Annotated in this window: 23 protein-coding genes; 13 read left to right on the forward strand and 10 right to left on the reverse strand. The window is 67.8% G+C overall.

Annotated elements, in window-relative coordinates:
• Positions 1-292: 292 nt before the first annotated feature.
• Positions 293-1,276 carry a DUF2189 domain-containing protein gene (locus HF989_RS09185; RefSeq protein WP_168685882.1) on the forward strand — a complete coding sequence of 328 codons (984 nt, stop codon included), beginning with the start codon at positions 293-295 and terminating at the stop codon, positions 1,274-1,276.
• On the opposite strand, the gene HF989_RS09190 is transcribed toward HF989_RS09185, so the two are convergent.
• Positions 1,266-2,216 carry an acrylyl-CoA reductase family protein gene (locus HF989_RS09190; protein WP_425483000.1) on the reverse strand — a complete coding sequence of 317 codons (951 nt, stop codon included), beginning with the start codon at positions 2,214-2,216 and terminating at the stop codon, positions 1,266-1,268. The genes HF989_RS09185 and HF989_RS09190 overlap by 11 nt on opposite strands.
• Before the next feature lie 23 nt (positions 2,217-2,239).
• On the opposite strand from HF989_RS09190, the gene HF989_RS09195 reads away from it, so the two are divergent.
• From HF989_RS09195 to HF989_RS09205, 3 genes are read left to right on the forward strand one after another with little or no spacing between them, the layout of a single operon-like run.
• Positions 2,240-2,734: a VanZ family protein gene (locus HF989_RS09195; RefSeq protein ID WP_168685886.1), complete on the forward strand. Its 495-nt coding sequence runs from the start codon at positions 2,240-2,242 to the stop codon at positions 2,732-2,734.
• Entirely contained in the window at positions 2,731-3,096 is a 366-nt protein-coding gene (locus tag HF989_RS09200) for a YidH family protein (protein WP_168685888.1), read from the forward strand. The genes HF989_RS09195 and HF989_RS09200 overlap by 4 nt, the downstream gene beginning before the upstream one ends.
• Complete coding sequence (locus tag HF989_RS09205) at positions 3,093-3,407, forward strand: DUF202 domain-containing protein (RefSeq protein WP_168685890.1); 315 nt, start codon at positions 3,093-3,095, stop codon at positions 3,405-3,407. The genes HF989_RS09200 and HF989_RS09205 overlap by 4 nt, the downstream gene beginning before the upstream one ends.
• 7 nt (positions 3,408-3,414) lie before the next feature.
• On the opposite strand, the gene HF989_RS09210 is transcribed toward HF989_RS09205, so the two are convergent.
• The 4 genes from HF989_RS09210 to HF989_RS09225 are packed head-to-tail and all read right to left on the reverse strand — an operon-like array spanning position 3,415 to position 6,947.
• Complete coding sequence (locus HF989_RS09210) at positions 3,415-4,638, reverse strand: plasmid pRiA4b ORF-3 family protein (RefSeq protein WP_168685892.1); 1,224 nt, start codon at positions 4,636-4,638, stop codon at positions 3,415-3,417.
• Entirely contained in the window at positions 4,635-5,177 is a 543-nt protein-coding gene (locus HF989_RS09215; protein ID WP_168685894.1) for a pirin-like C-terminal cupin domain-containing protein, read from the reverse strand. The genes HF989_RS09210 and HF989_RS09215 overlap by 4 nt, the downstream gene beginning before the upstream one ends.
• Before the next feature lie 10 nt (positions 5,178-5,187).
• Entirely contained in the window at positions 5,188-5,790 is a 603-nt protein-coding gene (locus tag HF989_RS09220) for a response regulator (RefSeq protein ID WP_168685896.1), read from the reverse strand.
• Entirely contained in the window at positions 5,787-6,947 is a 1,161-nt protein-coding gene (locus HF989_RS09225; RefSeq protein WP_168685898.1) for a sensor histidine kinase, read from the reverse strand. The genes HF989_RS09220 and HF989_RS09225 overlap by 4 nt, the downstream gene beginning before the upstream one ends.
• 91 nt (positions 6,948-7,038) lie before the next feature.
• Between HF989_RS09225 and HF989_RS09230 the strand changes: the two genes are divergently transcribed.
• Together HF989_RS09230 and HF989_RS09235 are read left to right on the forward strand one after the other, a co-directional pair.
• The gene (locus tag HF989_RS09230; protein WP_168685900.1) at positions 7,039-8,025 is read left to right on the forward strand and encodes an ABC transporter permease; all 987 of its coding nucleotides are present in this window, start codon (positions 7,039-7,041) and stop codon (positions 8,023-8,025) included.
• Positions 8,025-8,654 (forward strand): ABC transporter ATP-binding protein, encoded by a 630-nt coding sequence (locus HF989_RS09235; RefSeq protein WP_168685902.1) that lies wholly within the window; start codon positions 8,025-8,027, stop codon positions 8,652-8,654. Before HF989_RS09230 ends, HF989_RS09235 begins: the two co-directional genes overlap by 1 nt.
• 438 nt (positions 8,655-9,092) lie before the next feature.
• On the opposite strand, the gene HF989_RS09240 is transcribed toward HF989_RS09235, so the two are convergent.
• The 3 genes from HF989_RS09240 to HF989_RS09250 form a co-directional block, all read right to left on the reverse strand.
• Positions 9,093-10,205, reverse strand: a complete 1,113-nt coding sequence (locus HF989_RS09240) for an MFS transporter (RefSeq protein WP_168685974.1) — start codon at positions 10,203-10,205, stop codon at positions 9,093-9,095.
• A gap of 263 nt (positions 10,206-10,468) precedes the next feature.
• Positions 10,469-11,422, reverse strand: a complete 954-nt coding sequence (locus tag HF989_RS09245) for an NAD(P)-binding domain-containing protein (protein ID WP_168685904.1) — start codon at positions 11,420-11,422, stop codon at positions 10,469-10,471.
• Positions 11,415-12,998: a bifunctional ADP-dependent NAD(P)H-hydrate dehydratase/NAD(P)H-hydrate epimerase gene (locus tag HF989_RS09250; protein ID WP_168685906.1), complete on the reverse strand. Its 1,584-nt coding sequence runs from the start codon at positions 12,996-12,998 to the stop codon at positions 11,415-11,417. The genes HF989_RS09245 and HF989_RS09250 overlap by 8 nt, the downstream gene beginning before the upstream one ends.
• A gap of 60 nt (positions 12,999-13,058) precedes the next feature.
• On the opposite strand from HF989_RS09250, the gene HF989_RS09255 reads away from it, so the two are divergent.
• The 4 genes from HF989_RS09255 to trhO are packed head-to-tail and all read left to right on the forward strand — an operon-like array spanning position 13,059 to position 16,570.
• Positions 13,059-14,552 carry a DUF1846 domain-containing protein gene (locus HF989_RS09255; RefSeq protein WP_168685908.1) on the forward strand — a complete coding sequence of 498 codons (1,494 nt, stop codon included), beginning with the start codon at positions 13,059-13,061 and terminating at the stop codon, positions 14,550-14,552.
• Between the two features lie 54 nt (positions 14,553-14,606).
• A complete protein-coding gene (locus tag HF989_RS09260; protein WP_168685910.1) occupies positions 14,607-14,942 on the forward strand; it encodes a helix-turn-helix domain-containing protein in 336 nt (111 codons plus the stop codon).
• Entirely contained in the window at positions 14,943-15,641 is a 699-nt protein-coding gene (locus HF989_RS09265; RefSeq protein ID WP_168685912.1) for a PIG-L deacetylase family protein, read from the forward strand.
• Positions 15,642-15,679: 38 nt separating this feature from the next.
• Positions 15,680-16,570, forward strand: coding sequence for an oxygen-dependent tRNA uridine(34) hydroxylase TrhO (gene trhO, locus HF989_RS09270; RefSeq protein ID WP_168685914.1), 891 nt, complete (start codon positions 15,680-15,682; stop codon positions 16,568-16,570).
• Here the strand turns inward: trhO and HF989_RS09275 are convergent.
• Complete coding sequence (locus HF989_RS09275) at positions 16,567-17,025, reverse strand: hypothetical protein (protein ID WP_246233933.1); 459 nt, start codon at positions 17,023-17,025, stop codon at positions 16,567-16,569. The two genes, trhO and HF989_RS09275, sit on opposite strands and share 4 nt — an antisense overlap.
• Before the next feature lie 11 nt (positions 17,026-17,036).
• Positions 17,037-17,927: a universal stress protein gene (locus HF989_RS09280; protein ID WP_168685918.1), complete on the reverse strand. Its 891-nt coding sequence runs from the start codon at positions 17,925-17,927 to the stop codon at positions 17,037-17,039.
• Between the two features lie 181 nt (positions 17,928-18,108).
• On the opposite strand from HF989_RS09280, the gene HF989_RS09285 reads away from it, so the two are divergent.
• From HF989_RS09285 to HF989_RS09295, 3 genes are all read left to right on the forward strand, one after another.
• Complete coding sequence (locus HF989_RS09285) at positions 18,109-18,471, forward strand: DUF5318 family protein (RefSeq protein WP_168685920.1); 363 nt, start codon at positions 18,109-18,111, stop codon at positions 18,469-18,471.
• A 103-nt stretch (positions 18,472-18,574) separates the two neighbouring features.
• Positions 18,575-20,896, forward strand: coding sequence for a transglycosylase domain-containing protein (locus tag HF989_RS09290; RefSeq protein WP_168685922.1), 2,322 nt, complete (start codon positions 18,575-18,577; stop codon positions 20,894-20,896).
• Positions 20,897-22,426, forward strand: a complete 1,530-nt coding sequence (locus HF989_RS09295) for a glycosyltransferase family 87 protein (RefSeq protein WP_168685924.1) — start codon at positions 20,897-20,899, stop codon at positions 22,424-22,426.
• Position 22,427: the final 1 nt, after the last annotated feature.

The following is a 22,427-nucleotide window of genomic DNA, read 5'->3' on the forward strand; positions in this document are numbered from 1 at the left end:
CACCAAAGCCGGCACAAGCCTTCCAGCAGAAGTCAGCATCATCCGCACCACCACCCAAACCGCCCCACCCCCACAACCCATCACGATCTAACACCCAAACCCGTTCACAACCACTTGACACAAAGCGTTGGCGGTGGAATTGTTCACTTTCCCCAGGTGGCCAGATTCCTAGAGCGGGTTTGTTCACCGCACGGTGAACAAATCCGCGAAGCGTCGTGACGCCCAGGCCTGTGACGGGAGTGACTGATACCATCCCGTGTGAACGACACCGACGATCACGAAGGATGAGCGCATGTCCACCCCTTACAACGGCGGCGGGTACGAGCCGTACCCGGAGCACCCGGATGGCAGCCACCCCGAAAACGGGCCCGGCAATTACGGCGAGAACTACGCCGCCTTCGACGTGAACACGGCGGCGTCGATGGCCGGCGCGACCGCGCTGCGCTTCCACGGCGAGCAGCTCACGGACAACGTCCCCGGCGACGGCGTCTCGCCGCACCCGATCAATGATCCGGCGTCCAACGGCTGGTTCCACGTGAAGGGCGACGGCAAGCTCAACGTGTTGGAGGCCATCGGCTGGGGCCTGAAGGCGACGTTCAGCAACGCCAAGCTGTGGATCCCGCTGGGTATCGCCTCCACGCTGGTGGTGTTGGCGGGCCAGTTCCTGCCCGGGTTCGGCGCGGTCATTGCGGCGGCCGGCTCGATCCTGCTCGCCCCGTGGATGGCGGGTGTGGCACTGCAGCAGACGTTGGCGCAGCGACTGACGTACAACGACGCTAAGGCGCCGGCCTTCGGCAAGACCGTTGGGGTCGCGGCTCTGTTGGGCGTCCTCGGAACCATCGCGCTCAGCCTCCTCATCATGGTTCTCGCGTTCGGTGCCCTGTCCACCACTGACCCGTCGACGCTGCCGGACTCCACGGAAAACGTCAGCGCGGGGGAGATGTGGGCCTTCGTGCGCCCGGTGCTCGGCGCGCTCGGTATCTCGTTCCTGATCGCGCTGCTGGTGGCGCCGTTTCTCATGTTCCAGCTGTGGTACGCGGCGGACAACAACGGCTCGTTCGGCCACGCCATGGGCGCGGGCTTCAAGGCTGGGGCGTCGAATTACCTGCGCATCCTGGGCTTCGTCGTGCTCCTGGCCCTGATCAACATCGTCGGTGCGGCGCTACTGGGCATCGGCCTGATTGTCACGCTGCCCGGCACCATGCTCGCCTCGGCGCACGCGTACCGCCAGATCTCCGGCGGCCCCGTGCCCAAGGATGCGGTCGCTACAGCGTAACGACGGTGCGTCCGCTGCCCCGACCGTCCAACAGCCGACGCGCAACTTCCACCACGCCATCCAGACCGACTTCCTCGGTGCGGATGGCGTTTGTGTCGAGGGACTCGTCCAGCACCTTCCACGCCGCGTCGCGTACATCGTTGGGCGCGTCCACGGAATTGATGCCCACCAGCTGCACCCCGCGCAGGATGAACGGCAGCACGCTCGCGGGCAGGTCGTTGCCGGCGGCCATGCCGCACGCGGTGGCCACGCCGCCCCAGGTGAGCTGGGAAAGCGCGTTCGCCAGCATGGTGGAGCCAACCGTGTCCACCACGCCCGCCAGTCGCGCCTTCTGCAGCGGCTTGCCGGGCTCGGAGAAGTCGGCACGGTCCACAACCTCGGCGGCGCCGAGCTCCTTCAGCCACGCCTCGTGCTCGGCGACGCGGCCGGTCATGGCCCACACCTCGTGGCCTCGGGCGGACAGGAGCTGCACTGCGATGGACCCCACTCCCCCGGTGGCGCCGGTGACCAGCACGGGGCCGTCGAGAGGCGACAGCGCCACGCGCTCCAAGCCCGCCACCGATAGCGCGGCGGTGTAGCCCGCGGTGCCGATTGCGGCCGCCTCGAAGGCGCTGAAGCGGGCCGGGACGCGGGCGACGTCGTGGGCGTCGACGCGCACCTGCGGCGTGTACCCGCCGTGCCGGCGCTCGCCGAGGCCGCGACCGTTGACGGTGACCAGCGTGCCGTCGTCGAGGGTGCCGACGACGTCGATGCCCGGGACCATGGGCAGATTGCGCAAGATCCCGCGGTTGCCGGACAGCGCCATCGCGTCCTTGTAGTTCACAGACGAGTGGCTCACGTGGATCAGGGTGTCGCCGTCGCCTGCGTACGCCTCCTGCGTATCGACGACCTCCGGACCACTCTCAGTAACAATCAAGCTGCTGCTCATGGTGGCCAGCATAGGCCGGGGTTACGGTTGGGCGGGTGAGAAAATCGAGCGAATTGCAGGAAAAGACCGCGGCGGTGGTGACCGCGCTGGTCGTGCTCTCGTTCACGGTGGGCAAGGCGTTCGTGTCCATCCCGGGGTTGTGGTCGGCGGAGTCGCACCAGGTCAGCCAAATTCGCCTGAACCCGCTGGAGACCTTCGAGTACGCGCGCGTGTGGTGGGGCCCGTGGTTGAACCTGTTCGGCAACATCGCGCTGTTTGTGCCGGTCGGCTTCGTCGCGTACCGGGGCTCGGTGGCGCGGGCGACGCTGATCGGCTTGGTGTGCAGCCTCGGCATCGAGACCGCCCAGTACGTCTTCTCGTGGGGCTACAGCGACGCCGACGACGTGATCTGCAATGTTGCGGGTGCGTGGCTGGGTGCGGTGGTGGCCGCAGGGGCGTCGAGAGGCACGCGCTCGGTGGTGCTGTGGTGCATCGCCGCGGTGGGCGCACTCAGCCTCGCCGTGTACGCGGCGCTAGGGTTGAGCGCATGAGCGAGCGCGGATGGTTGACTAGGCGGGTGTTCCCCGCCGGTAGGGAGCCCGATCCGCGGTTCACGCTGGCCAATGAGCGCACCTTCCTCGCGTGGACGCGCACCGCGCTCGCGTTTTTGGCGGGCGGCATTGCGCTCGAGGCGTTCGAGCTACCAAGCATCGAGCCGGGGGTGCGCAAGGCGTCCGCGGCGGTGCTCATCCTCATTGCCATGACCATTTCCGGCGGCGCGGCGGTGCGGTGGGTGCGCGTCGAGCGGGCGCTGCGTCACGACGAGCCGCTGCCCGCCCCGGCCATCATCCCGGTACTGTGCCTCGCCGTGTTCCTTGCGGCCCTCGTGGTGGCGGTGAGCGTGCTTCGATGATCCCGGTCGCCGACCCCGGTCTGCAGCCGGAGCGCACCGCGATGAGCTGGACGCGCACGGCCCTGGCCATGCTGGTGTGCGCGGCGGCGCTGCTGCGCTGGGCAGGCGCGTACCCCGCGCTGATCGTGGTGGCTGCGGCGGTGCTGGCCACGGGCGGCCTGGTCATCGTTGCGCTGCACCGGCGGACCTACCGCTTCGAGGCGGACGCGCTGGCCAATGAGCGCAGCCAGCCCAACACGGCCGCGGTGTTCGTGCTTACCGCGATGATGCTGGGGATCGGCGGGCTGGGGTTGTACCTGGTGGTGGGGTAAGCCTGCGCTAGTTGCCGCCGGTGTAGTGGGCGTGGTGCAGCTGGAGCAAGGTAAGGCCCTGGTCGGTGCAGACAACCTGCCCGGGCGCGGTCTCGCGCGCGATGCCGAAGGCCTCCAGCCAGGGCAGCCAGTCCCCCGTTTCCGCATCGGTGGGCTGGCCGCTCACGAGCGATTCCACGATCCAGCGCCACGTGCTTTCGCCCATCAGGCCTTCAAAGCCGCGGCGGAGGTGGTCGGCGGCGGCCGGAATCGGGTCCGGGTGGTTGAGAAACGCGAGGCCAGCCTCGGTGGGGGTGAGCTGGCCGCCGCGCAGGCTCAGCAGGCCTGCGTCGAGGAGGAGGTCGGCCACGGTGAGGGGAAATGGCAGCTGGACCACGCCACGGAGCGCGCCGGCGACGGCTGGGGGCACCTCGCCGTTGTCGTAGGGCACGCCGGCGGAGAAAATGCCCATGAGCTCGGCGACGACGCCGGCGGGGTCGCGCGGGCCCTCCAACATCTCGCCGAAGAACTCGGTCACCGCGTTGATCATGGCGGGGTTGCGCTCCGGGTGCGGGTCCATGTCGATGATCTGGAGCAGGTCGGGGCGGGACTGCAAAAAGTCGTCGAAGTGCTGGGCGAGGCCGGGGCCGTCGTCCTGCGCGTCGGCGGCGGCGACCTCGTCGAAGAACATCTCCTCGGCCACGTTGCCGATGCGGGTGGACACCGCAACCGGGTCGGCCTGCGTCATCCGGTCCAGCATCCGTTCCGGCGGCATGACGGGCAGGTAGGAAAACATCAGGGTGATGGTCTCCAGGTCGGGCTCGATGCCGGCGGCGAGGAGGCGGGCCTGGTTGCGGAACGTGGTCATCAGCTCTGGCCCGCTGCAGGCTTCCACCACGTCGGGCCCGGCGGCGTCGACAAGCATCGGCGTCGGGCCCTCGATGCTGGAGGGGCCGAGGACCTCTACGTGGACGTTCCAGTTCGCCGCTGGGTCGTACACGTACGTCAGCGGCGGCATCTCAGCGACGGTGAGCTCATCCTCGTGGTGCTCGCCCGCGCCCGGGACCTCGGCGTACACGCAGCGCTGAGCTCCTTCGTGGCCCACGTAAAGGTGGGTGGCCGCGCCGGTGAAGCCGAGCGAGGCGTCGATGATCTGGGCGAGCTCGCCCAGCGTCATCGTCTCCTCGACGTTGACGCAGCGGGAGATTTCGGGCGATGCGCCCTCCACGATCATCAGCACTGAGACGGTCATGCCCGCTGGCCGCCCAGGAGAAGCATGTGGGCGGCGCTGTCGGAGCGGTTTGTCAGCCCGAGGGTGCGGTGGCCGGCATCGATCAGACCCACGGAGCGGGCCGGGACCGGGGTGGTGTTGACGGCGAGGTCGCCGTCGACGACGACGACGGCGTAGTCGAAATCCTCGTCCACCACGACGGCCAGCTCGGTTTCCGGCGCCAACGTGAGCTGCGCGGCCACGCAGGGCTCGGCAGTTTCGAGATCGCCGGAGCGGCCGAACATGCGCCCGGCAAACACGTAGGCCTCACCGGCGGATGCCGTGGTCACGCTGCGCAGCCCAAACGCCTCGGGCTGGGCCAGCTGGTCCTCGGCGGACACAGTGTCGGCGCGCACGAGCACCTGCACCTGCGCCTGCTCGAGCACCCCGCCGAGGCGGGCAGTGCCGTCGTGGCGCCACGCGAGCGCCGTGCAGTCTGCCGGCGCGTCGCCTGGGTCCGCCTGGCCCTGCAGGAACGCCACCCCGCGCCACGGACCAACGCTCAGCTCAATGAATGACATGGCGCACAGCTTAGATTATTCGGCGCTGACGGGCCGTTTCCACGGCCGCGGTGCGGTTGTCCACGCCCAGTTTGGCGTAGATGTGGATGAGGTGGGTTTTCACCGTCGCCTGCGAGATGAACAGCTGCTCGGCGATCTCCCTGTTGGAGGCGCCCGTCTGCAGCGCCCGCAGGAGCTCGATCTCACGCGCGGAGAGCGCCTCCGCCGGGTTGACCAGCCGGTCCGCCAGGACGTTGGCCACCTGCGGGGAGAGCACGCGGGTGCGCTGTGAGGCGCGCACGACCGCGTCGTACAGCTCGTCCTCCGGGGCGTCTTTGAGCAGGTAGCCCATCGCGCCCGCCTCCACGGCGGCCACCACGTCCGCTTGGGTGTCGTAGGTGGTCAGGATGAGCACCGGCGGCCCGCTCGCCTCCACGAGCCGGCGGGTGAGGTCGATGCCGGACGCGCCGGGCATCTGGATGTCGGAGACCACCACGTCAACCCCGTCCGGCACCTCGGCGTTCCCGTCGGCGGCCTCGGCGACGACCTCGACGCCGTCGAAGGAATTGAGTACGGCACGCAGGCCGGCGCGCACGACCGGATGGTCGTCGATAAGCATGACGCGAAGTGTCATTTCCCCTCCAAGGGCAGTGTCGCGGCGAGGACGTTGCCCTCCACCGTCATCTCTCCGCCGACCTCCTCCACGCGGGCGCGCAACCCTTTCAGCCCGTAGCCCTCCGGGCCGGAGATGCCGCGGCCGTTGTCGAAGACGTCGATGGTTGCGGTCGCGCCAAGCCTATCCACGGTGACCACGGCCGACGACGCCCCGGCGTGGCGCACGATGTTGCTCAGGCCCTCGCGCACGAGGCGCTCCGCGACCGACGCGGCGGGTTCCGGCAGGTCCACGGCGTGCACTCGCACCTCCAGCGCCTCGCCCAGCGCGCGCTGCCGGTCCTCGGCCTGGCGGGCCAGACGCTCAAGCCGTGCGGGCAACGGCGGGCGCTTCGGTGTCGACTGTCTGGCCCCCTCCACCTCGGCGGCGTTGGCGGAGTTCTCGGAGACGAAGCGGCGCGCTTCCGCCAAGTTGTCGGAGGCGGTAGCGCGGATGACGTCCAGGGTCTCGCGCGCCGGGTCGCCTTCGCCCAGCTGCTTGTCCATCGCGCGGCCGAGCAGGACGATGGAGCTCAAGCCCTGCGCCATCGTGTCGTGGACTTCCCGGGCCAGGCGGGCGCGCTCCTGCGCCACGCCCGCGGCGTGCTCGGCGTGGGCGGCCTCGCGCTGGGCGGCACGCAGGTCCTCCGCCATCTGCCGGTAGTGGTCCGCCTCGGCCCGCAGCGCCTGGTAGGCGTGGACGATGAACACGGCCAACACCGTGCCGATGGTGGGGCCCACGATCGCGCCGGGCCCGCCCCCCGGCGCGGTGACCGACAGGGTGACAGCCAGCAACGCAGCCGTCACGGGCAGTTCCCACCGCACCGGCAGGATCACGCACGCCAGCATGACCAGCGGGAACTCGAGCCAGACAAACGCCTCGGACAGCACGGCCAACCCCACCCACAACACGGCGACAACGGCGAGCCACACGTACGGTGCCCACGCCGGGTAGGCCTTGCCGCGGTTGTGCCACACGGTGCCGGCCAAGTAGACCGCGGCGAAACAGGCGGCCAGGAGGAGGGCCGCCAGCGGGGCGCCGTCTCGCACCTGCCCGGCCAGCCCCACGGCGAGGAGCACGGCGACAAGCACATGCAGGCTCACGCGCAGCATTTCCAGGATCCGGTTGGTGGACAACATGCGACTGAGCGTAGATCAACCGATCGGTTGACCGGGATTTCAACCGCTGTCCCGATGTGTTCCGGTGCAGGTCAACGGCAGGATGAAAGCCATGTTCGTAGGAATGAGAGAAATCACGTCAGCGAAGGGGCGCTTCGGGCTGATCGCCGGCACCGTTGCGCTCATCACGCTGCTGGTGGTTGTGCTGACTGGCCTGACCGCCGGCTTGGGTAAGCAAAACACGTCCGCGTTGGAGGCGCTGGACCCGCAGTCCGTGGTCTTCCAGGACCCGGAGGACATCTCGTTCACCACCTCCCGCGTCACGGCGCGCGACGGCCTCACGCCGCTGGGCACGAGCCAGATGCTCATGACTAAGGCGGACGGCAACGACGCCGCGGTGGCCATCCTCTCCCTGCCGGAAGGTACGGAGCTACCGGGTGGCGCGGTCCTGGGCTCGGAGGCCGTCGCCGCGCCGGGCCTGAACGTCAACGAGGGCGATACGGTCACCGTCGCCGGCAACGACATCACCGTCGGCGCAATCGGCAAAGACCTCGCCTTTTCCCACTCGCCTGTCCTGTGGGTGCCCACGGAATTCTGGCAGCAGATCATGCGCACCGACGCCGACGGCACCGTGCTGCTGTCGGACCAGTCGGACCAGGAGGTCGGCGGCGGCGTCAGCCTGAAAGAGTCCTTCAACGGGCTTCCCGCCTACTCCTCGGAACAGGGCTCGTTAAAGCTCATCCAGGGCTTCCTCTACGCCATCGCCGCGCTGGTGATCATCGCCTTCCTCACCGTGTGGACGATGCAGCGCACCCGCGACCTGGCCATCTTGAAGGCCATCGGCGCATCCAACGGCTACCTGCTCAAGGACGCGCTCGGCCAGTCCGCCGTACTCCTGGCAGTCGGCGTGCTCATCGGCGGCGTCGCAGCGTACGGGCTGGGCATGTGGATGCAGGGCGCCGCACCGTTCGCCCTCTCCCCCGTCACGGCCATCGTGCCCCCGGTCGCCATCTGGGCGCTGGGCATGGTCGGCGCGCTGATCGCCACCCGCTCCATTGTGAAGGTCAACCCGCAGCAGGCCCTTGGAGGTGCCGCATAATGCTCGAACTGAAAGACATCACCGTGGCGTTCCAGGACGGCCAGGAAAAGCGCACCGTGCTCGACCACCTGGACTTCACCGCCAAGCCGGGCGAGATGACCTTCATCGTCGGCGAGTCCGGCTCCGGCAAGTCCACCCTCCTGTCCGTGGCCGCCGGCCTGATCACGCCGGATTCGGGCACGGCGCAGCTCAACGGCGTGGACGTGGACGACGACGTGCGCCGCGACAAGATCGGCATGATCTTCCAGCAAGCCAACCTCATCGCCGCCCTCAACGTGCGCGACCAGTTGCTGGTCACCGACCACATCCGAGGACTTCGTCCTCGGAAGGAAAGAGCCGAGGAGCTGCTGGCCACAGTGGGCCTCGACGGCCTCGGCGATCGCCGGATGGGTGCGCTCTCCGGCGGCCAGCGCCAGCGTGTCGGCATCGCCCGCGCGCTCATGGGCGAGCCGGACCTGCTGCTCGCGGACGAACCCACGGCCTCCCTGGACGCGGACCGCTCCCAGGAGATTGTGAAGCTGCTGCGCCAGCTCACCGAGGAGCGGGGCATCGCCTGCGGCTTTGTCACCCACGACCGCTCGCTCATCACGGCCCGTGACGAGGTCTTCGAACTCGGCGTGAACGCTTAGACTGGCCCCTGTGTTCTACGCAGCGTTCTACGCAGCCACTGGCCCCGCCCCGCTCGACGCCGCCCTGTTAGCCAGGGAGATCGAGCGCAGGGCGGGGCTTTCGCGTCGCGGCCCCCAGGTCACGTCGCTCCCGCCGTTGCTTGACGACGACCTGACGGCCGGCGACGGCTATTGGCTGGCGGGGCGAAGCGTCGTCGAGAAGCTGCGGGCGTTGGACAGCAACGTTGTCGCGTACGCGGTGGGCGACGGGTTTATCGTGACCTCGCTGCAGGAGATGGGGGCGACGATGCTGCGCGGGCGCGACCTGGTACGCGTGCCGCACGGGATCTTCCGTGTGCCGGAGTGGGGGCAGCGCACGTTCGTGGCCGGCGCGACCGCGGAGTTCGTGCGTGGCTACGTGCCGCTGCAGGCGGCGGGGCGGTTTGTGGAGCCGGCGCGTTACCGCAGCAGGGACCGCGAGCGGGTGGCCATGACAACGAACGCGAGTGCGCCGAGCACCACGGTGGACAGCAGTGTGCCGGAGAGGAAGCCCAAGTCCACGGTGGCGGCGCCAAGCGCGGAACCGGACGCTATGCCCACCTGGAACGTGACCACGTAGACGGAGCTGGCCAGGTCCTGGTTGCGCTGGCCCGCGAACAGGAAGATCGTGGTGGCCACCGTGGGAAGCGCGCCCGCCGCAGCGCCAAAGACGGCAATGACCAGGAACATGCCCACGCCCGAGGCGTAGTGCAGCGCGAGTAGGCCCGCGATGCCGGAGATGACCAGCGTGGCGGTGACGGCGCCGTTGAGGCGGATCATGCGGGCGTCTACAAGCCGGCCCGACAGCGTGACCCCCACCAGGCCGGCGACGCCGTAGAGCGCGACGCCGTACGGCACGTACTGGTGGCCGGCCGTGTTCTCCACCAGCAGCGCGAGGTAGGTGAAGGTAGCGAAGATGGCCATGACCGCGAAGATGAGGTAAATCACCAGCGACGGGATCGCGGACTTGGTCGCCTGCGCCTTTGCCGCGCTGTTGGGTGCGATGGCGGGCAGGCTGGGCAGCGTGGCTACCAGCAGCACCAGTGCCGCGAGGACGGCCACGCCCAGCACCCAGGTGGCGGCGCGCCAGCCGATGGCCGCGCCCATCGCCGTCGTGAGCGGGGAGCCGAGCACCATGGACAGCGTGGAGCCGAACGAGACAGCCGCGACGGCCTTGCCGGTCTGCCCGGCGGGCGCGATGCGGGCCGCCATCGGGTTGACCAGGGACCAGAAGAGGCCGTGCGTAAACGCTGCCGTGACACGGCCCGCGACCAGCGAGGCGTAACTCGTCGCGGTGGCCTGGAGCACGATGCCACCAAGCAAGAACAGCAGAGTGCCAATGAGCAGGTAGCGCCTATTGACGTTGCGCGTCAGGTGCATCAGCGGAATGGTCACGACCGCCACTAACCCTGCGTACACGCTCATGAGCAGGCCGATCTGGCCCTCAGAGACACCCAGGTCCTGCGCCATGGGCGAGATGAGGCCCACCGCGAACATCTCGAACGTGACGTAGACGAACGCGGCGAAACTCATTGCCGCCAGCGGGACAACGGGGAACTGTGTTGGCTGGCTGGTTAGCTGGGTGTTTGGCACCGGGCAAAAGTACGGCCCATGGTGGGACAGCGCAAGCCCTGGCGGATCGGTGCTTGCGGACTCTGATACTCCGCATTGCGGACAACTGGGGGCACACCAACTATTGGCGTCGCCCGGTGATTTGCCGGGCGGTGCGAAGGTGGCCCTGGCGACCGCTTGCGGACTCCGCAACTCCGCATTGCGGACAACTAGGGGCGCACCAACTATTGGCGCCTCCCGGTGATCTGCCGGGCGATGTCGCGGGCGAACGGGCTGACTCCGCCGATGGTGCCGGCGCCCGGGCCGTTGATGTTGTCGAAGCCGATGACGAACAGCCCAGGCGTGTCGCGCGGGATGCTGCGGATGGGAGATAAGGCCGGCCGGAAGCCGGTGGCCCAGATGATGGCATCGAAGTCGGTGAGCTGATCGAGAGACGCGGGCATCGGTGTGGCGCCCAGTAGGCCCGCGTCTTTGGCGCGGCGGACCTCTGGCACCTGGACGATCTCGCCGCGGAAGTCCGCGCCACCTGGGTCTTCCTCACCGTGCGCGATGGCGACGAAGCGTTCGCGGTTGCGGCGGAAAAGCTGCTCGCCGTCGATATCCTCGGGCATGAACGACGGTGGCCGGCGGGTGAACCACTGCACGGACACCCCGGCATGCCCCAAGTCGGCGACGATCTGAGCGCCAGAGTTGCCCCCGCCGACGACGGCCACGCGCTGGCCGGCAAAATCGGAGGGGCGGCGATACGACGCTGAATGCAGCTGCGTACCCGTGAACGTCCCCGGCACGAACGGCACGAACGGCGCGGACCAGATGCCCGTGGCTATGACCACGTTGCGGGCGGTGAGGCCGTTGAGGTGGAACGCGGAGCCGTCGTAACGCACCTGCGTGACGCGCTCGCCGCGGCGAATAGGTAGGTCGTAGCGCTGCTCGTAGCGGGTGAGGTAGTCAACGACGTGGTCGCGCGGCGGGTAGCCGTCGAAGTGGGGCATGGGCCAGCCGGGCAGGTTGGAAAACTCGGCACGGGAAAACAGCGTCAGCGCGTCCCAATAGTGCGGCCACGCGCCGCCCGGCGCGTCGGAGGCGTCGAGCACGACGAAGTCTGCGCCGTATTTGCGCAGGTAGTAGGACACGGCCAGGCCGGATTGGCCGGCGCCGACGACAACGGCGTCACGCATCGGTCAGGGCCGCTGTGGCCTCGCGGATGAAGTCGGCGATGCGGCTTGCCGGGGCCGGCGCGGGGCCGAACGGGGTGTCGGCGGCCAGTGCGGCAGCGAGGGCGTGAACGTTGGCGGCGTGGTTGACGGCCTCCGCGACCTCCGTGGCCAGAAAATCCGGGTCCTCGGTTCTCGCGGCGGCGAGGGCGATGCGCGCCCCCGCCAGACCGGAGAGCACGTCGCCCGAACCGGGGGTGGCGGCCCAGGAGTGGCCGGCGTCGACGGCGTACGCGGTGTCCGCATCCGGTGGGCTGGCAATGACGGTGCAGCGGCCTTTGCGCAGGACCGTGGCACCGAGAGCGGCGGCGAGCTGCAGCGTCTCCTCCAGGCGGTTGGAAGCCGGCACCTGTGCGGCGTCGCGCAGGCGCGCGAATTCGCCGTCGTGCGGAGTGAGCACCGTCGGGTGCTCCCTGTCGTGTAGCTGTCCTAGCAGGTCGGGGTGGTCGCACAGGAGGGTGAGGCCGTCGGCGTCGATAAGCACCGGCACCTCCTGGCGCAGCACCCAGGTCAGTTCGCGCGCCGCAGTTTCATCGGTCCCCGCGCCGGGCCCGAATACCCACGCCTGCACCCGCCCCGCCTCGTCGAGTTCCTGCGTGGCCACGACCTCCGGGTGCGCCCGCACGACCTCGGCGGCCTGCGGCCCCACGTAACGCACCATGGACGGAGTCGCGTACAGCGCGCCGGACACAGACAGGAGCGCGGCGCCCGGGTAGTGCCCGCTGCCTGCGCGGATGCCCACCACTCCCCCGCTGTACTTGTCGTCTGCAGGGTGCGGCTCCACGGAAGAGACGCGCGCTGGCCGCATGTGCTCGAGCGGTGCGCTCCACTCCTCGCCCGGCGGGCACGCTCGCGTGGCGTTGAGCAGGAGGGTCTCCCCCAGCTGGGCCTCTTCTGCGAGCTGGTCCAGGGCCTGCGAGAGCATCCGCTCCCCCACCCCGATGTCCGCGAGCAGCTGGGTGCCGCAGGCGGGGTGCAGGCCGTGGGCCCGGCGCCACCCGCCGAAAGTGACGGTGGCATCGGCGGTGACGTGGAGCGCTCCCCCGTCGCCGCTGTCCGCCGCCACGCCGGAGGGCACATCCACGGACAGCACCTTCAGCAGCGGGTAATCCAGCAGCTCCACGACTTCAGCGAGCTCGTCGCGCAGGCCTGCGGTACCGCCGATGCCGGTGATCGCGTCGATGGCCAGGGCGTACTCCCAGGGGCTGTCCGGCAACCCGTCGAGCACCCGCCCGCCCGCGCGCCGGAACGCCTCGAGCGCGGGTTCGTGGGCCGTGGCCGCGGTGAGGTACGCCTCGACCTCTTCCCCCTGCTCCGCCAGCTCCGCACCGGCGTAGAGCCCGTCGCCGCCGTTACCGCCCGGGCCAGCGACAACCAGGACCTTGCCTGGGCGGTTGGCGCTGTCCTCGCGCATGTCGCGGGCTGCCTGCGCCACCGCGGCGGCCGCGGCGCGCATGAGCTGGTCCGGCTCGGTTTGGCGCTCCAGAAGCTCCTTTTCGGCCTGGCGGATGTGGGCTGCGGTCCAGGTGAAGTCGTCCATGCCTGAAAAGGGTACGTGTGCGGAGCTGATCGTCGAGAAGCAACGGCTACACTATCGCGCATGCCGTATCAGATCGGGTTCGACCGAGACAAATACATCCAGATGCAATCCGAGCACATCCAGCAGCGGCGCGCCGAGGTAGGCGGCAAGCTGTACTTGGAGATGGGCGGCAAGCTTTTCGACGACAACCACGCCTCCCGCGTGCTTCCCGGGTTTACGCCCGACAACAAGATCGCCATGCTGGACCGGATCAAGGGCGAAGTGGAGATTGTCATCTGCTTCAACGCCGGCGATGTGGTGCGCCAGAAGATCCGTGCCGACCTGGGCATCACCTACGAAGACGACGTGCTGCGCTTGGTGGACGTGTTCCGCGAGCGCGGCTTTTTGGTGGAAAATGTGGTGGTCACGCAACTAGAAGGCCACAACCAGAACGTGGAGGCATTTCTGGAGCGCCTCAGCCGGCTGGGGCTGAAGGTCTCGCGCCACTACATGATCGAGGGCTACCCCAACGACACCTCGAAGGTAGTCAGCGAGGACGGCTTCGGCCGCAACGACTACGTGGAAACCACCCGCGACCTGGTGGTGATGACCGCGCCGGGCCCCGGCTCCGGCAAGCTGGCCACCTGCCTGTCGCAGGTCTACCACGAGCACAAGCGCGGCATCGAGGCCGGTTACGCCAAGTTTGAGACCTTCCCCATCTGGAACCTGCCGCTGTCGCACCCGGTGAACTTGGCCTACGAGGCGGCCACGACAGACCTGGACGACATCAACGTCATCGACCAGTACCACCTGGAGGCGTACGGGGAGAAAGTGTCGTCCTACAACCGCGACATCGAGGTCTTCCCGCTGCTGAAGACGCTGCTGCGGGAGGCCACGGGCGCGGACCCGTACCAGTCCCCCACAGACATGGGTGTGAACATGGCGGGCTACTGCATCTCCGACGACGCCGCGTGCCGCCATGCCGCGGAGCAAGAGATCATCCGCCGCTACTTCGCCGCGCTTGTGGACGAGCGACGCGCCGACGCGGACTCCACCGTCTCCGACCGCAACTTCAACGTCATGCGCAAGGCGGACCTGACCGTTGCCGACCGGGTTGTTGTCGCGCCCGCGTTGGACGTTGCGGAGCGCACCGGCAAACCCGGCGCGGCTTTGGAGCTGCCGGACGGGCGCATCGTCACCGGCAAGACCTCGGACCTACTCGGGCCGTCGGCTGCGGTGCTGCTCAACGCCCTGAAGCTCCTCGCTGGCATCGACGACGAGGTGCACCTGCTCTCCCCTGACTCCATCGAGCCGATCCAGTCGTTGAAGACGCGCCACCTGGGCTCCGTGAACCCGCGCCTGCACACGGACGAAGTGCTCATCGCCCTGTCCGTCTCCGCCGCCGGAAACCCGGACGCGGCCCTGGCACTGGAGCATCTGCGCAGCCTGCGCGGGTGCGACGCGCACATCACCGCCATCCTGGGGTCTGTGGATGAGGCCATCTTCCGCAACCTGGGCGTGCTGGCCACCTCCGAGCCGCAGTACTGGCGAAAGGCCTTGTACCACAAGCGCTAAATTGTGCCGCGCTGGCTATTGCGCTCGTTTCGGTTGTGGTTTAGGGTCGGGGCCATGCAGGAACAGCAGTCGCCGGTAGAAGCTGCGCTGGCGGAGCTCAACGCCAACCTTGCGGTTGCCCGCACCCAGTCGGACGACCACGTTGTGCTGCCCAAGCAGACTGCCGTGTGGGTGCGCGACCTACTGGAAGACATGGCGGAGGGCCGCCTGGTGCGCCCGCCGGAACCGGACGAGGAAATGACGACCCAGCAGGTGGCAAACCTGCTGGGGGTATCCCGCCCCTTCGTGGTCAAGCTCATTGACGAGGGCAGGCTCCCGGGACACAAGGTGGGCACCCACCGCCGCGTGTACACCCGCGACGCCCACGCCTACAAGCAGAGGATGGGGTAAATGCGCGAACTGAAACTTACGTCCAGCGACCGTGTGCTTGCCGTGGTGGCCCACCCGGACGACATGGAGTACGGCGCTTCTGCGGCGGTGGCGAAGTGGGCGGAAGACGGCGTGGACGTGTCCTACCTGCTGCTCACCCACGGCGAGCACGGCATTGCCGGAGGCGACCCCGCCCAGGTGCGTGAGGTGCGCTCCGACGAGCAGCGGCGCGCGTGCGACATCGTCGGCGCGGGCGAGCTTGAAATGCTCGATTTCACCGACGGCGTGCTCGAGCACACCCTTGAGCTGCGCAAGGCGATCGCGGCGAAGATCCGTGCTGTTAAACCCACGGTGGTGCTCACCCAGGATTGGAGCGTGGTTGCCCCCTGGGGGCTGAACCAGGCGGACCACCGGGTGGCTGGCATGGCGGCGCTGGACGCGGCGCGCGACGCGGGTAATGAGTTCCTTTTCCCTGAGGCGGGGGACCGCCACCAGGCGAAACAACTCCTGGTCACCGGCGCGAACGACCCGGACGTGGCGGTGCGGGTGGAGCAGCGGCACGTGGACAAGGGCGCGAAGTCCCTCGACGCACACGAGGCGTATTTCCAGGCGCTGCCGGATCACCCGAGCGGCGCGGAGATCGTCGGCGGGGCAGCCCAACAGGGTGGCGAGGCCCTCGGGGTGCCGCTCGCCATCGCCTTCAAAGCCTTTGACCTGTAACTTTCCCGCCTGGCCTGCGTGGACCTAGACTGCCAGGCATGACCAGCAAGATCCTGCTCTACTACAAATTCCAGCCCGTCGCGGACCCGGACGCGGTGCGCCTGTGGCAGCGGGACCTGTGCGAGGGACTGGGCCTGAAGGGCCGGATCATCGTGTCCAAGGACGGCATTAACGGCACCGTCGGGGGCGACATCCGCGCGTGCAAGACCTACGCGAAGAAGACGCGCGAGTACTTCAAAGACATGGAGTTCAAGTGGTCCGACGGCTCAGCGGATGACTTTCCCAAGCTCAGCGTCAAGGCCCGCGATGAGATCGTCGCCTTTGGCGCCCCGGGCGAGCTGAAAGTTGATGAGCACGGCGTGGTCGGCGGGGGAAAGCACCTCACCCCGCAGCAGGTCAACGAGCTAGTGGCCGAGAAGCCCGACGCCGTATTCTTCGACGGGCGCAACGCGCGCGAAGCCGAGATCGGCCGCTTCAAAGGCGCCGTGGTGCCGGACGTAGAGACCACCCACGACTTCATCAAAGAGCTCGATTCCGGCAAGTACGACTGGATGAAGGACAAACCCGTCATCTCGTACTGCACCGGCGGTATCCGCTGCGAGGTGCTGTCCAGCCTGATGATCAACCGCGGGTTCCAGGAGGTCTACCAGATCGACGGCGGCATCGTGCACTACGGCGAGCAGTTTGGCAACTCTGGCCTGTGGGAGGGCTCCCTCTACGTGTTCGACGACCGCATGCACACCGAGTTCGGCGCGGAAAACGACCCGGACTACGTGCAGCTCGGCCACTGCGTGCACTGCGGGGAGGCGACGAACCAGTTCTACAACTGCGCGAACGAGCCGGAGTGCCGCCGGCAGTACCTGAGCTGCGAGGCGTGCCGTGAGACAAACCCGTACTGCGGGCAGTGCGCCGCCTCTGAGCCTGCCTAAGGGGTGGCCAAGATCCCCACGGTGACGATCAGCCACGACATCGTAAACGGCACGAGCGGGATCCAGAACACGCCCATCCAGGGAATCCAGCGCTCGTAGCGGTTGAGCTTGCGCACCATGATGAACGCGCAGCCGAGCAGGCCCGCGACTGGCGGGACGGAGGTGGCCACCGCCCACCAAGTGCGCCACGTATCGGTGCAGAGCCAGGCGGAGCCGGCGTCGCAAAGCGGACCGCCCTGCGCGCGTGAGATGGCCGCGAGCACAAGAGCGAATAGGAGTGTGACCGCGACGGTGCCCACCGCGAACAGGATCGCGTTGCGGGTGGAGCGGCGGTTGGCCCGGTCCACCTCGAGCGGGTCGGGCTGGTCCGCGAGCTCGTCGAAGGAGCGCGGCTCCGGTCGCACACGGGAGAAGCGGTCGGCGGGGGAGTGGAGGTCGTTTTCTGGGTGCTCCATACGGGCCAAACCTACTGCGCTTTCTTGGGCTTGGACGCGGCGTGGGGGCAGACGATCACTGGCACGGAGGCGTAGCGGATGAACTCGCCCTCGCGTGTGCCCACAAACACGCTGGTCAGCTGCTGTGTCGGCTGGGAGCCCAGGCACATGATGTCGCCCTTTTTCCACTTCACCGAGTCGATGGAGCGCTTCCAGCTCTTCGCGGCGGACACCGCGCTTGTCACGTCGAAGTGGTCGCAGCGCTCCGGGGCGAACTCCTCCGCCAGCGCCCACGCGTGGTCGCGCGCGCGATCCAAGATGCCCAGGGTCTGCTCGTTCCAGGAAGAGGAGTGCTTTTCGTACGCGGTGGGGGAGAAGGCGATGATGCGCAGCGGCAGCCCCAGCGAGCAGGCGAGTGCCGTGGCGTAATCCAGCCCGGAAAAGTCCGGCTCCACCGGCTCGTCCTCCATCACGATGGCGTAGGTAACACGCGTGATGCCCTTCTTGGCCAGCTTCACGCCGCGCGGGGCCAGGCCGAGGGGGACGGGGCAGGAACGCATGAGCTCGTCGGCCACGCTCGACGGGCGGAAGCGGCCCTTCGGGGTCTTCGCGCGCGAGCCGAGCAGGATAAGGTCCGCGTTGAAGTCCTCAGCCGTGTCGTAGAGGGAGCGCACCGTATCCTTGCTGTCCACCAGGCGGGCCACGTCCTTAGACCACTGGGTGCGCGGGAGGTGCTCTTTCAGTGCCTTCTCCACCCGGCTGTCAAAGGTCGACTGCGCTTCCTTCATCCGCTTCTTGCGGCCTTTGGCTGCGTTGGCCAGGGATTTCGACCACGGGGACCGCGCGTTGGACGTCACCTGCACCCGCACCGGCAGTGAACGGCCGAGCCAGCCGGCGAATTCCACGGCCTCTGTATTGGTCACGTCCCAGCCCACGAGCACACGCAGGGGAGAGGCGCCGGCCGGAAGGTGGGCACCGTCGGAACTGGCTGGGGTACTCAGGTCCTACCTCCTTGGCAGGTGGTCGTGTGAGCGGGCTGGAAGTTTTACAGGCATCATAAGCGCCAGCCCCACCCGCGAAAAAAGCGTGGTTAAGATGGCCAGGATGTTCACGTACGAGCACGAGGTGTCCCACGAGTGGCAGCGCCGCCAGACCCTGCGCGAGCTCAAGATGGGGCGCGTGCCTATGGACGACGTGTGCGACGCCGACTTTCTGTTGCGCGCTGCCGCGCAGCACCATGGTGAGGATTCCGCCCGGCCGTGCCCCGTGTGCGGGAGCGCAATGCGCAACGTGCGCTGGGTCTACTCCGAAAAATTGGGCAGGCGGACGGGGACTGCGCGTAGTGAGGACGAGATTGACAGGCTCGCCCACGAGGTAGGGCCGCTGACCGTCCATGTGGTCGAGGTTTGCCCCGTGTGCAAATGGAACCATTTGTTGCAGGAAGTCACAGCCGTACCAGTAGTGTGAATCCGCACTGGGCAGGTAGGGTGTCCGGTAGGAATTTGGTAGGTAGCTCGCCCGTTTCGCACCCCCAGCGGGCGCGGCGGGTGCGACTGTGCAGGGAAAACGTGTGACTGACAAGAGCGCTGAAAACACAAAGGGGCCGAACAACGAGAGCGGCACGAGCACCGAGGCCGCGAACACCGGCGACGGCGGCGGTTCCACGGCGGTAACGGGAGAAAAGTCCCGTGTCGGGCAGTGGGTCATCGCTCTCGGGTTGTTCCTGCTGCTCCTCGCGTCCATCCCCGCGGCCTGGTTTGTTTGGAAGTACGTCCAGGCCGACGTGCCGGAGCCCGGCGAAATCGAAACCGCGCAGGTGTCGTCCATCTACTTCCGCGACGGCCAAAACGAGCTCGCCCGCATCGTGCCGCCGGAGGGCAACCGCGAGCAGGTTGCTCTTGAGGCCGTTCCGGCCGACGTGCAAGACGCCGTGCTGGCGGCGGAGGACCGCGATTTCTGGACGAACTCGGGCTTTTCCTTCACCGGCTTCGTCCGCGCCGCGATCGGGCAGATCACCGGCAACACCTCTGCTGGCGGCGGGTCCACCATCACCCAGCAGTACGTGAAAAACGCGCTGGTGGGCAACGAGCATTCCTACCAGCGCAAGGCCAATGAGCTGGTGTACTCCGTGAAGATGACCAACCAGTGGTCGAAGGATGACATCCTGCGCGCCTACCTCAACACCGTCTACTTCGGCCGCAACGCCTACGGCATCGAAGCTGCGGCGCACGCCTACTTTGACAAGCCTGCGTCCGAGCTGACCGTGGAAGAGGGCGGTGTCCTCGCCGCCTCCATCCAGCTGCCCAGCGAGCTCGACCCGTGGACCAACCGCCAAGCCGCCGAGCAGCGCTGGAACTACGTCATGGACGGCCTAGTGGAGATGGGCAAGCTCACGCCGGATGAGCGCGCCGGGCTGAGGTACCCGGAAACGCGCGACCCGGCCAGCTACTCCGCCTACACCGAGGCGACTGGGCCGAACGGCCTGATCAAGAACCAGGTCATCACCGAGCTGGCTGCCCTGGGTATCACCGAAGACGACCTGACTAACCGCGGGTTGCAGATCACCACCACCATCGACGAGGACTCCCAGGCCAACGTGGAGAGCATTGCCCGCGACCGGCTGGCCAACCTGCAGGAGGACGCCCGCACGGCGGTTGTGGCGGTGGATCCGTCCACGGGCGGGGTGCGCGCGTACTACGGAGGCGACGAGGCCAGCGGATGGGACTACGCCAACGCCGGCCTGCAGACGGGATCCACCTTCAAGATCTTCGCGCTGGCGGCAGCGCTGCAGCAGGGCATTCCGCTGACCGCGATGTTCGACTCCTCGCCGGTGCAGCTGCCCGGCGGCATCACCGTGACCAACTGGGACGGTGGCGGCGGCGGCATGATCAGCATGTCGCAGGCAACCCGCGTGTCTTCCAACACCGCCTACATGCGCATTCAAAACGAACTGGACAACACCACCCAGGACACCGCCGACATGGCCCACGCCCTGGGTGTGGCCAAGTCCATCCCGGGCATCCCCGTTACCCTGCGCGAGAACGGCGGCCAACCGTACGAGGGCATCGTGCTGGGCCAGTACCAGTCGCGCGTGCTCGACATGGCTACCGCGATGGCCACGCTGACTAACCGCGGGCTGCTCCACCCGACCCACTTTGTGGAGAAGATCGTCGACGCCAACGGCGAGGTCCTCTACCAGGTGGACAACGACTACACCGAGCGCCGTGTGGCGGAGCAGGTGGCGGACAACGTTATTCAGGCCATGCAGGGCGTGGTGGGCTACTCCAACGCCACACTTGCTGGCGGCCGCCCGTCGGCCGCCAAGACCGGCACCGCCCAGATGGGCGACACCGGCAACAACAAGGACGCATGGATGGTCGGCTCTACCCCGCAGCTCGCGGTCGCGGTGTGGGTCGGAACCGCAGATAACACCTCGCCGATCTTCAACGAGTGGGGCGGCAACATGTTCGGCTCTAACACGCCGGCGAAGATTTGGAAGGATGTGCTGGACACCGAGTTGGAGGGCGAAGAGTTCGAGAACTTCGCCGAAGCCAGCCCGGTCTACTGGGGCGTGAGCCCCTACAGCGGCGGCACCAGCATGGGCGGCTACTACTCCAGCCCCTCCACCACGTACAGCTCCGGCACCGGCACCGGCACCGGCACCGGCACCGGCCAGTCTGCGTCGACGTCTAATTCGCAGACGCAGTCGGGCTACACGGCGCCGCAGAGCCAGGTGGTGGAGCAGGCTCCCGCCCCCGCATACACTTCCGCCCCGGCGCCCGCCCCGTCGTCTGCACCGGCGCCGGCGCCCCAGCAGGACCCGGCGTCTGCCGACGAGCTCCGCGACGCCATCGACAACGTCATCGGCCAAGTTGAAGAGGCATTGCAGTAAATGTCCTCCACCCGGAAGACCCAGCAGTCCCAGCTGATCACGTGGCCGGACCCGGCGGACCGTGTGCAGCCCGGCCGCACCGAGCCGGTTGCCCGCGGCTGGGTGGAGTTTCTCGGCGGGCCAATGGGCCGCTTCGCGCAGATCGGCCGGGCAAGGTTCTGGACACCGCTGCGCTCCATCCTCGCGGTAACCTACGTCTTCCTTTCCTTTGGACTGCTTGAAAAAGCCCACTGCGCCGGCGGCAAGGCGGACGGCAACGGCGACATCCAGCTCAACTGGGACGGCAACCGCCAGTACACCGCCGCCTGCTACAACGACATCGTGCCGCTCTACGGCGGACGCGGCTTAGACAAGGGCGGCTTCGTCTACGACTACTCGTGGGTCGACGACGGTCTGACGCGCTACATGGAGTACCCGGTGCTGGCCGGTCTCTTCCAGCAGCTGTCTGCCTGGCTGTCGCGCGGCACGTACTTCCTGGTGGATAACGTCCTCCCGCCGTCCGGCTGGTACTTCTACATCACCGCGCTGCTGCTCTCGATCATCTGGGTGATCACCGTCCGCATGGTGGCGGAGCTTGCGGGCAACCGCATCTGGGACACCCTCCTGGTTGCCGGCTCCCCGCTGCTGATCGTCCACGCGTTCACCAACTGGGACATCCCGTCCATCTTCTTCGCCGTCGCTGCGATGCTCGCGGCCCGCAACCGCCGCTTCTGGCTGGCAGGCGTCCTCATCGGCCTCGGCACAGCCTTCAAGCTGTGGCCAATCTTCCTGCTCGGTGCCTACCTCACCGTGGCGCTGCGCAGGCGTGAGCTTTCGCCGTTCGGCAGAATGCTCGCCGCCGCGGTGATGTCCTGGTTGGCGGTCAACGTACCGGTCTACCTGCGCAACCCGGACGCGTGGGGCGAGTTTAACCGCCTCAACACGGACCGCGGCTGGGAGTGGACCACCATCTACGCCGTGATTTCCCGCATGACGGGCTGGGACGGCTTCGATTCCGGCGACGGCGCCCCGGTCATCCTCAACGCCGTGACCTTGGTGCTCTTCCTGCTGGGCTGCCTGGCGGTGCTCGTGCTGGGGCTGAAGGCGCCACAGACGCCGCGCATCGCGGAGCTGGTCGTGCTCATCGTGGGGTTTTTCCTCCTCTTTAACAAGGTGTGGAGCCCGCAGTACTCCCTCTGGTTTGTCGTCCCCGCGGTCCTCGCGCTGCCGCACTGGCGTCTACTGCTCACCTGGATGACGGTGGACATGGCCGTGTGGCCTGTGCTGATGTGGCACATGCTGGGGGCCGACAACATGGGCCTGCCCGGCTGGTTCCTCAACATCGTCATCATCGCCCGCGACGCGCTCATCATCACCATCATGGTGCTGGTGGTGCGGCAGATGCTGGGCAAGCGGCACGACAAGGTCCGCGCCGCTCACAACGGGCACGATCCGTTGATGTCGCTGCCGTACCAGTGGAAAGAGCCTTTGCCTATCGACGCTTCTCCCGCCCACCCCAAACCAGCCAGCACTGAACCGGCGAGGTCTTAGC

This window comes from Corynebacterium mucifaciens (assembly GCF_012396315.1).
Taxonomy (GTDB): Bacteria; Actinomycetota; Actinomycetes; order Mycobacteriales; family Mycobacteriaceae; genus Corynebacterium; species Corynebacterium mucifaciens.

Coding starts and splice junctions, on each gene's coding strand:
- HF989_RS09185 (WP_168685882.1), top strand. CDS start 293: ATGTCCACCCCTTACAACGGCGGCGGGTACGAGCCGTACCCGGAGCAC.
- HF989_RS09190 (WP_425483000.1), bottom strand. CDS start 2,216: ATGCTGGCCACCATGAGCAGCAGCTTGATTGTTACTGAGAGTGGTCCG.
- HF989_RS09200 (WP_168685888.1), top strand. CDS start 2,731: ATGAGCGAGCGCGGATGGTTGACTAGGCGGGTGTTCCCCGCCGGTAGG.
- HF989_RS09205 (WP_168685890.1), top strand. CDS start 3,093: ATGATCCCGGTCGCCGACCCCGGTCTGCAGCCGGAGCGCACCGCGATG.
- HF989_RS09210 (WP_168685892.1), bottom strand. CDS start 4,638: ATGACCGTCTCAGTGCTGATGATCGTGGAGGGCGCATCGCCCGAAATC.
- HF989_RS09215 (WP_168685894.1), bottom strand. CDS start 5,177: ATGTCATTCATTGAGCTGAGCGTTGGTCCGTGGCGCGGGGTGGCGTTC.
- HF989_RS09220 (WP_168685896.1), bottom strand. CDS start 5,790: ATGACACTTCGCGTCATGCTTATCGACGACCATCCGGTCGTGCGCGCC.
- HF989_RS09225 (WP_168685898.1), bottom strand. CDS start 6,947: ATGTTGTCCACCAACCGGATCCTGGAAATGCTGCGCGTGAGCCTGCAT.
- HF989_RS09230 (WP_168685900.1), top strand. CDS start 7,039: ATGTTCGTAGGAATGAGAGAAATCACGTCAGCGAAGGGGCGCTTCGGG.
- HF989_RS09235 (WP_168685902.1), top strand. CDS start 8,025: ATGCTCGAACTGAAAGACATCACCGTGGCGTTCCAGGACGGCCAGGAA.
- HF989_RS09240 (WP_168685974.1), bottom strand. CDS start 10,205: ATGAGTTTCGCCGCGTTCGTCTACGTCACGTTCGAGATGTTCGCGGTG.
- HF989_RS09245 (WP_168685904.1), bottom strand. CDS start 11,422: ATGCGTGACGCCGTTGTCGTCGGCGCCGGCCAATCCGGCCTGGCCGTG.
- HF989_RS09250 (WP_168685906.1), bottom strand. CDS start 12,998: ATGGACGACTTCACCTGGACCGCAGCCCACATCCGCCAGGCCGAAAAG.
- HF989_RS09255 (WP_168685908.1), top strand. CDS start 13,059: ATGCCGTATCAGATCGGGTTCGACCGAGACAAATACATCCAGATGCAA.
- HF989_RS09260 (WP_168685910.1), top strand. CDS start 14,607: ATGCAGGAACAGCAGTCGCCGGTAGAAGCTGCGCTGGCGGAGCTCAAC.
- HF989_RS09265 (WP_168685912.1), top strand. CDS start 14,943: ATGCGCGAACTGAAACTTACGTCCAGCGACCGTGTGCTTGCCGTGGTG.
- trhO (WP_168685914.1), top strand. CDS start 15,680: ATGACCAGCAAGATCCTGCTCTACTACAAATTCCAGCCCGTCGCGGAC.
- HF989_RS09275 (WP_246233933.1), bottom strand. CDS start 17,025: ATGGAGCACCCAGAAAACGACCTCCACTCCCCCGCCGACCGCTTCTCC.
- HF989_RS09285 (WP_168685920.1), top strand. CDS start 18,109: ATGTTCACGTACGAGCACGAGGTGTCCCACGAGTGGCAGCGCCGCCAG.
- HF989_RS09295 (WP_168685924.1), top strand. CDS start 20,897: ATGTCCTCCACCCGGAAGACCCAGCAGTCCCAGCTGATCACGTGGCCG.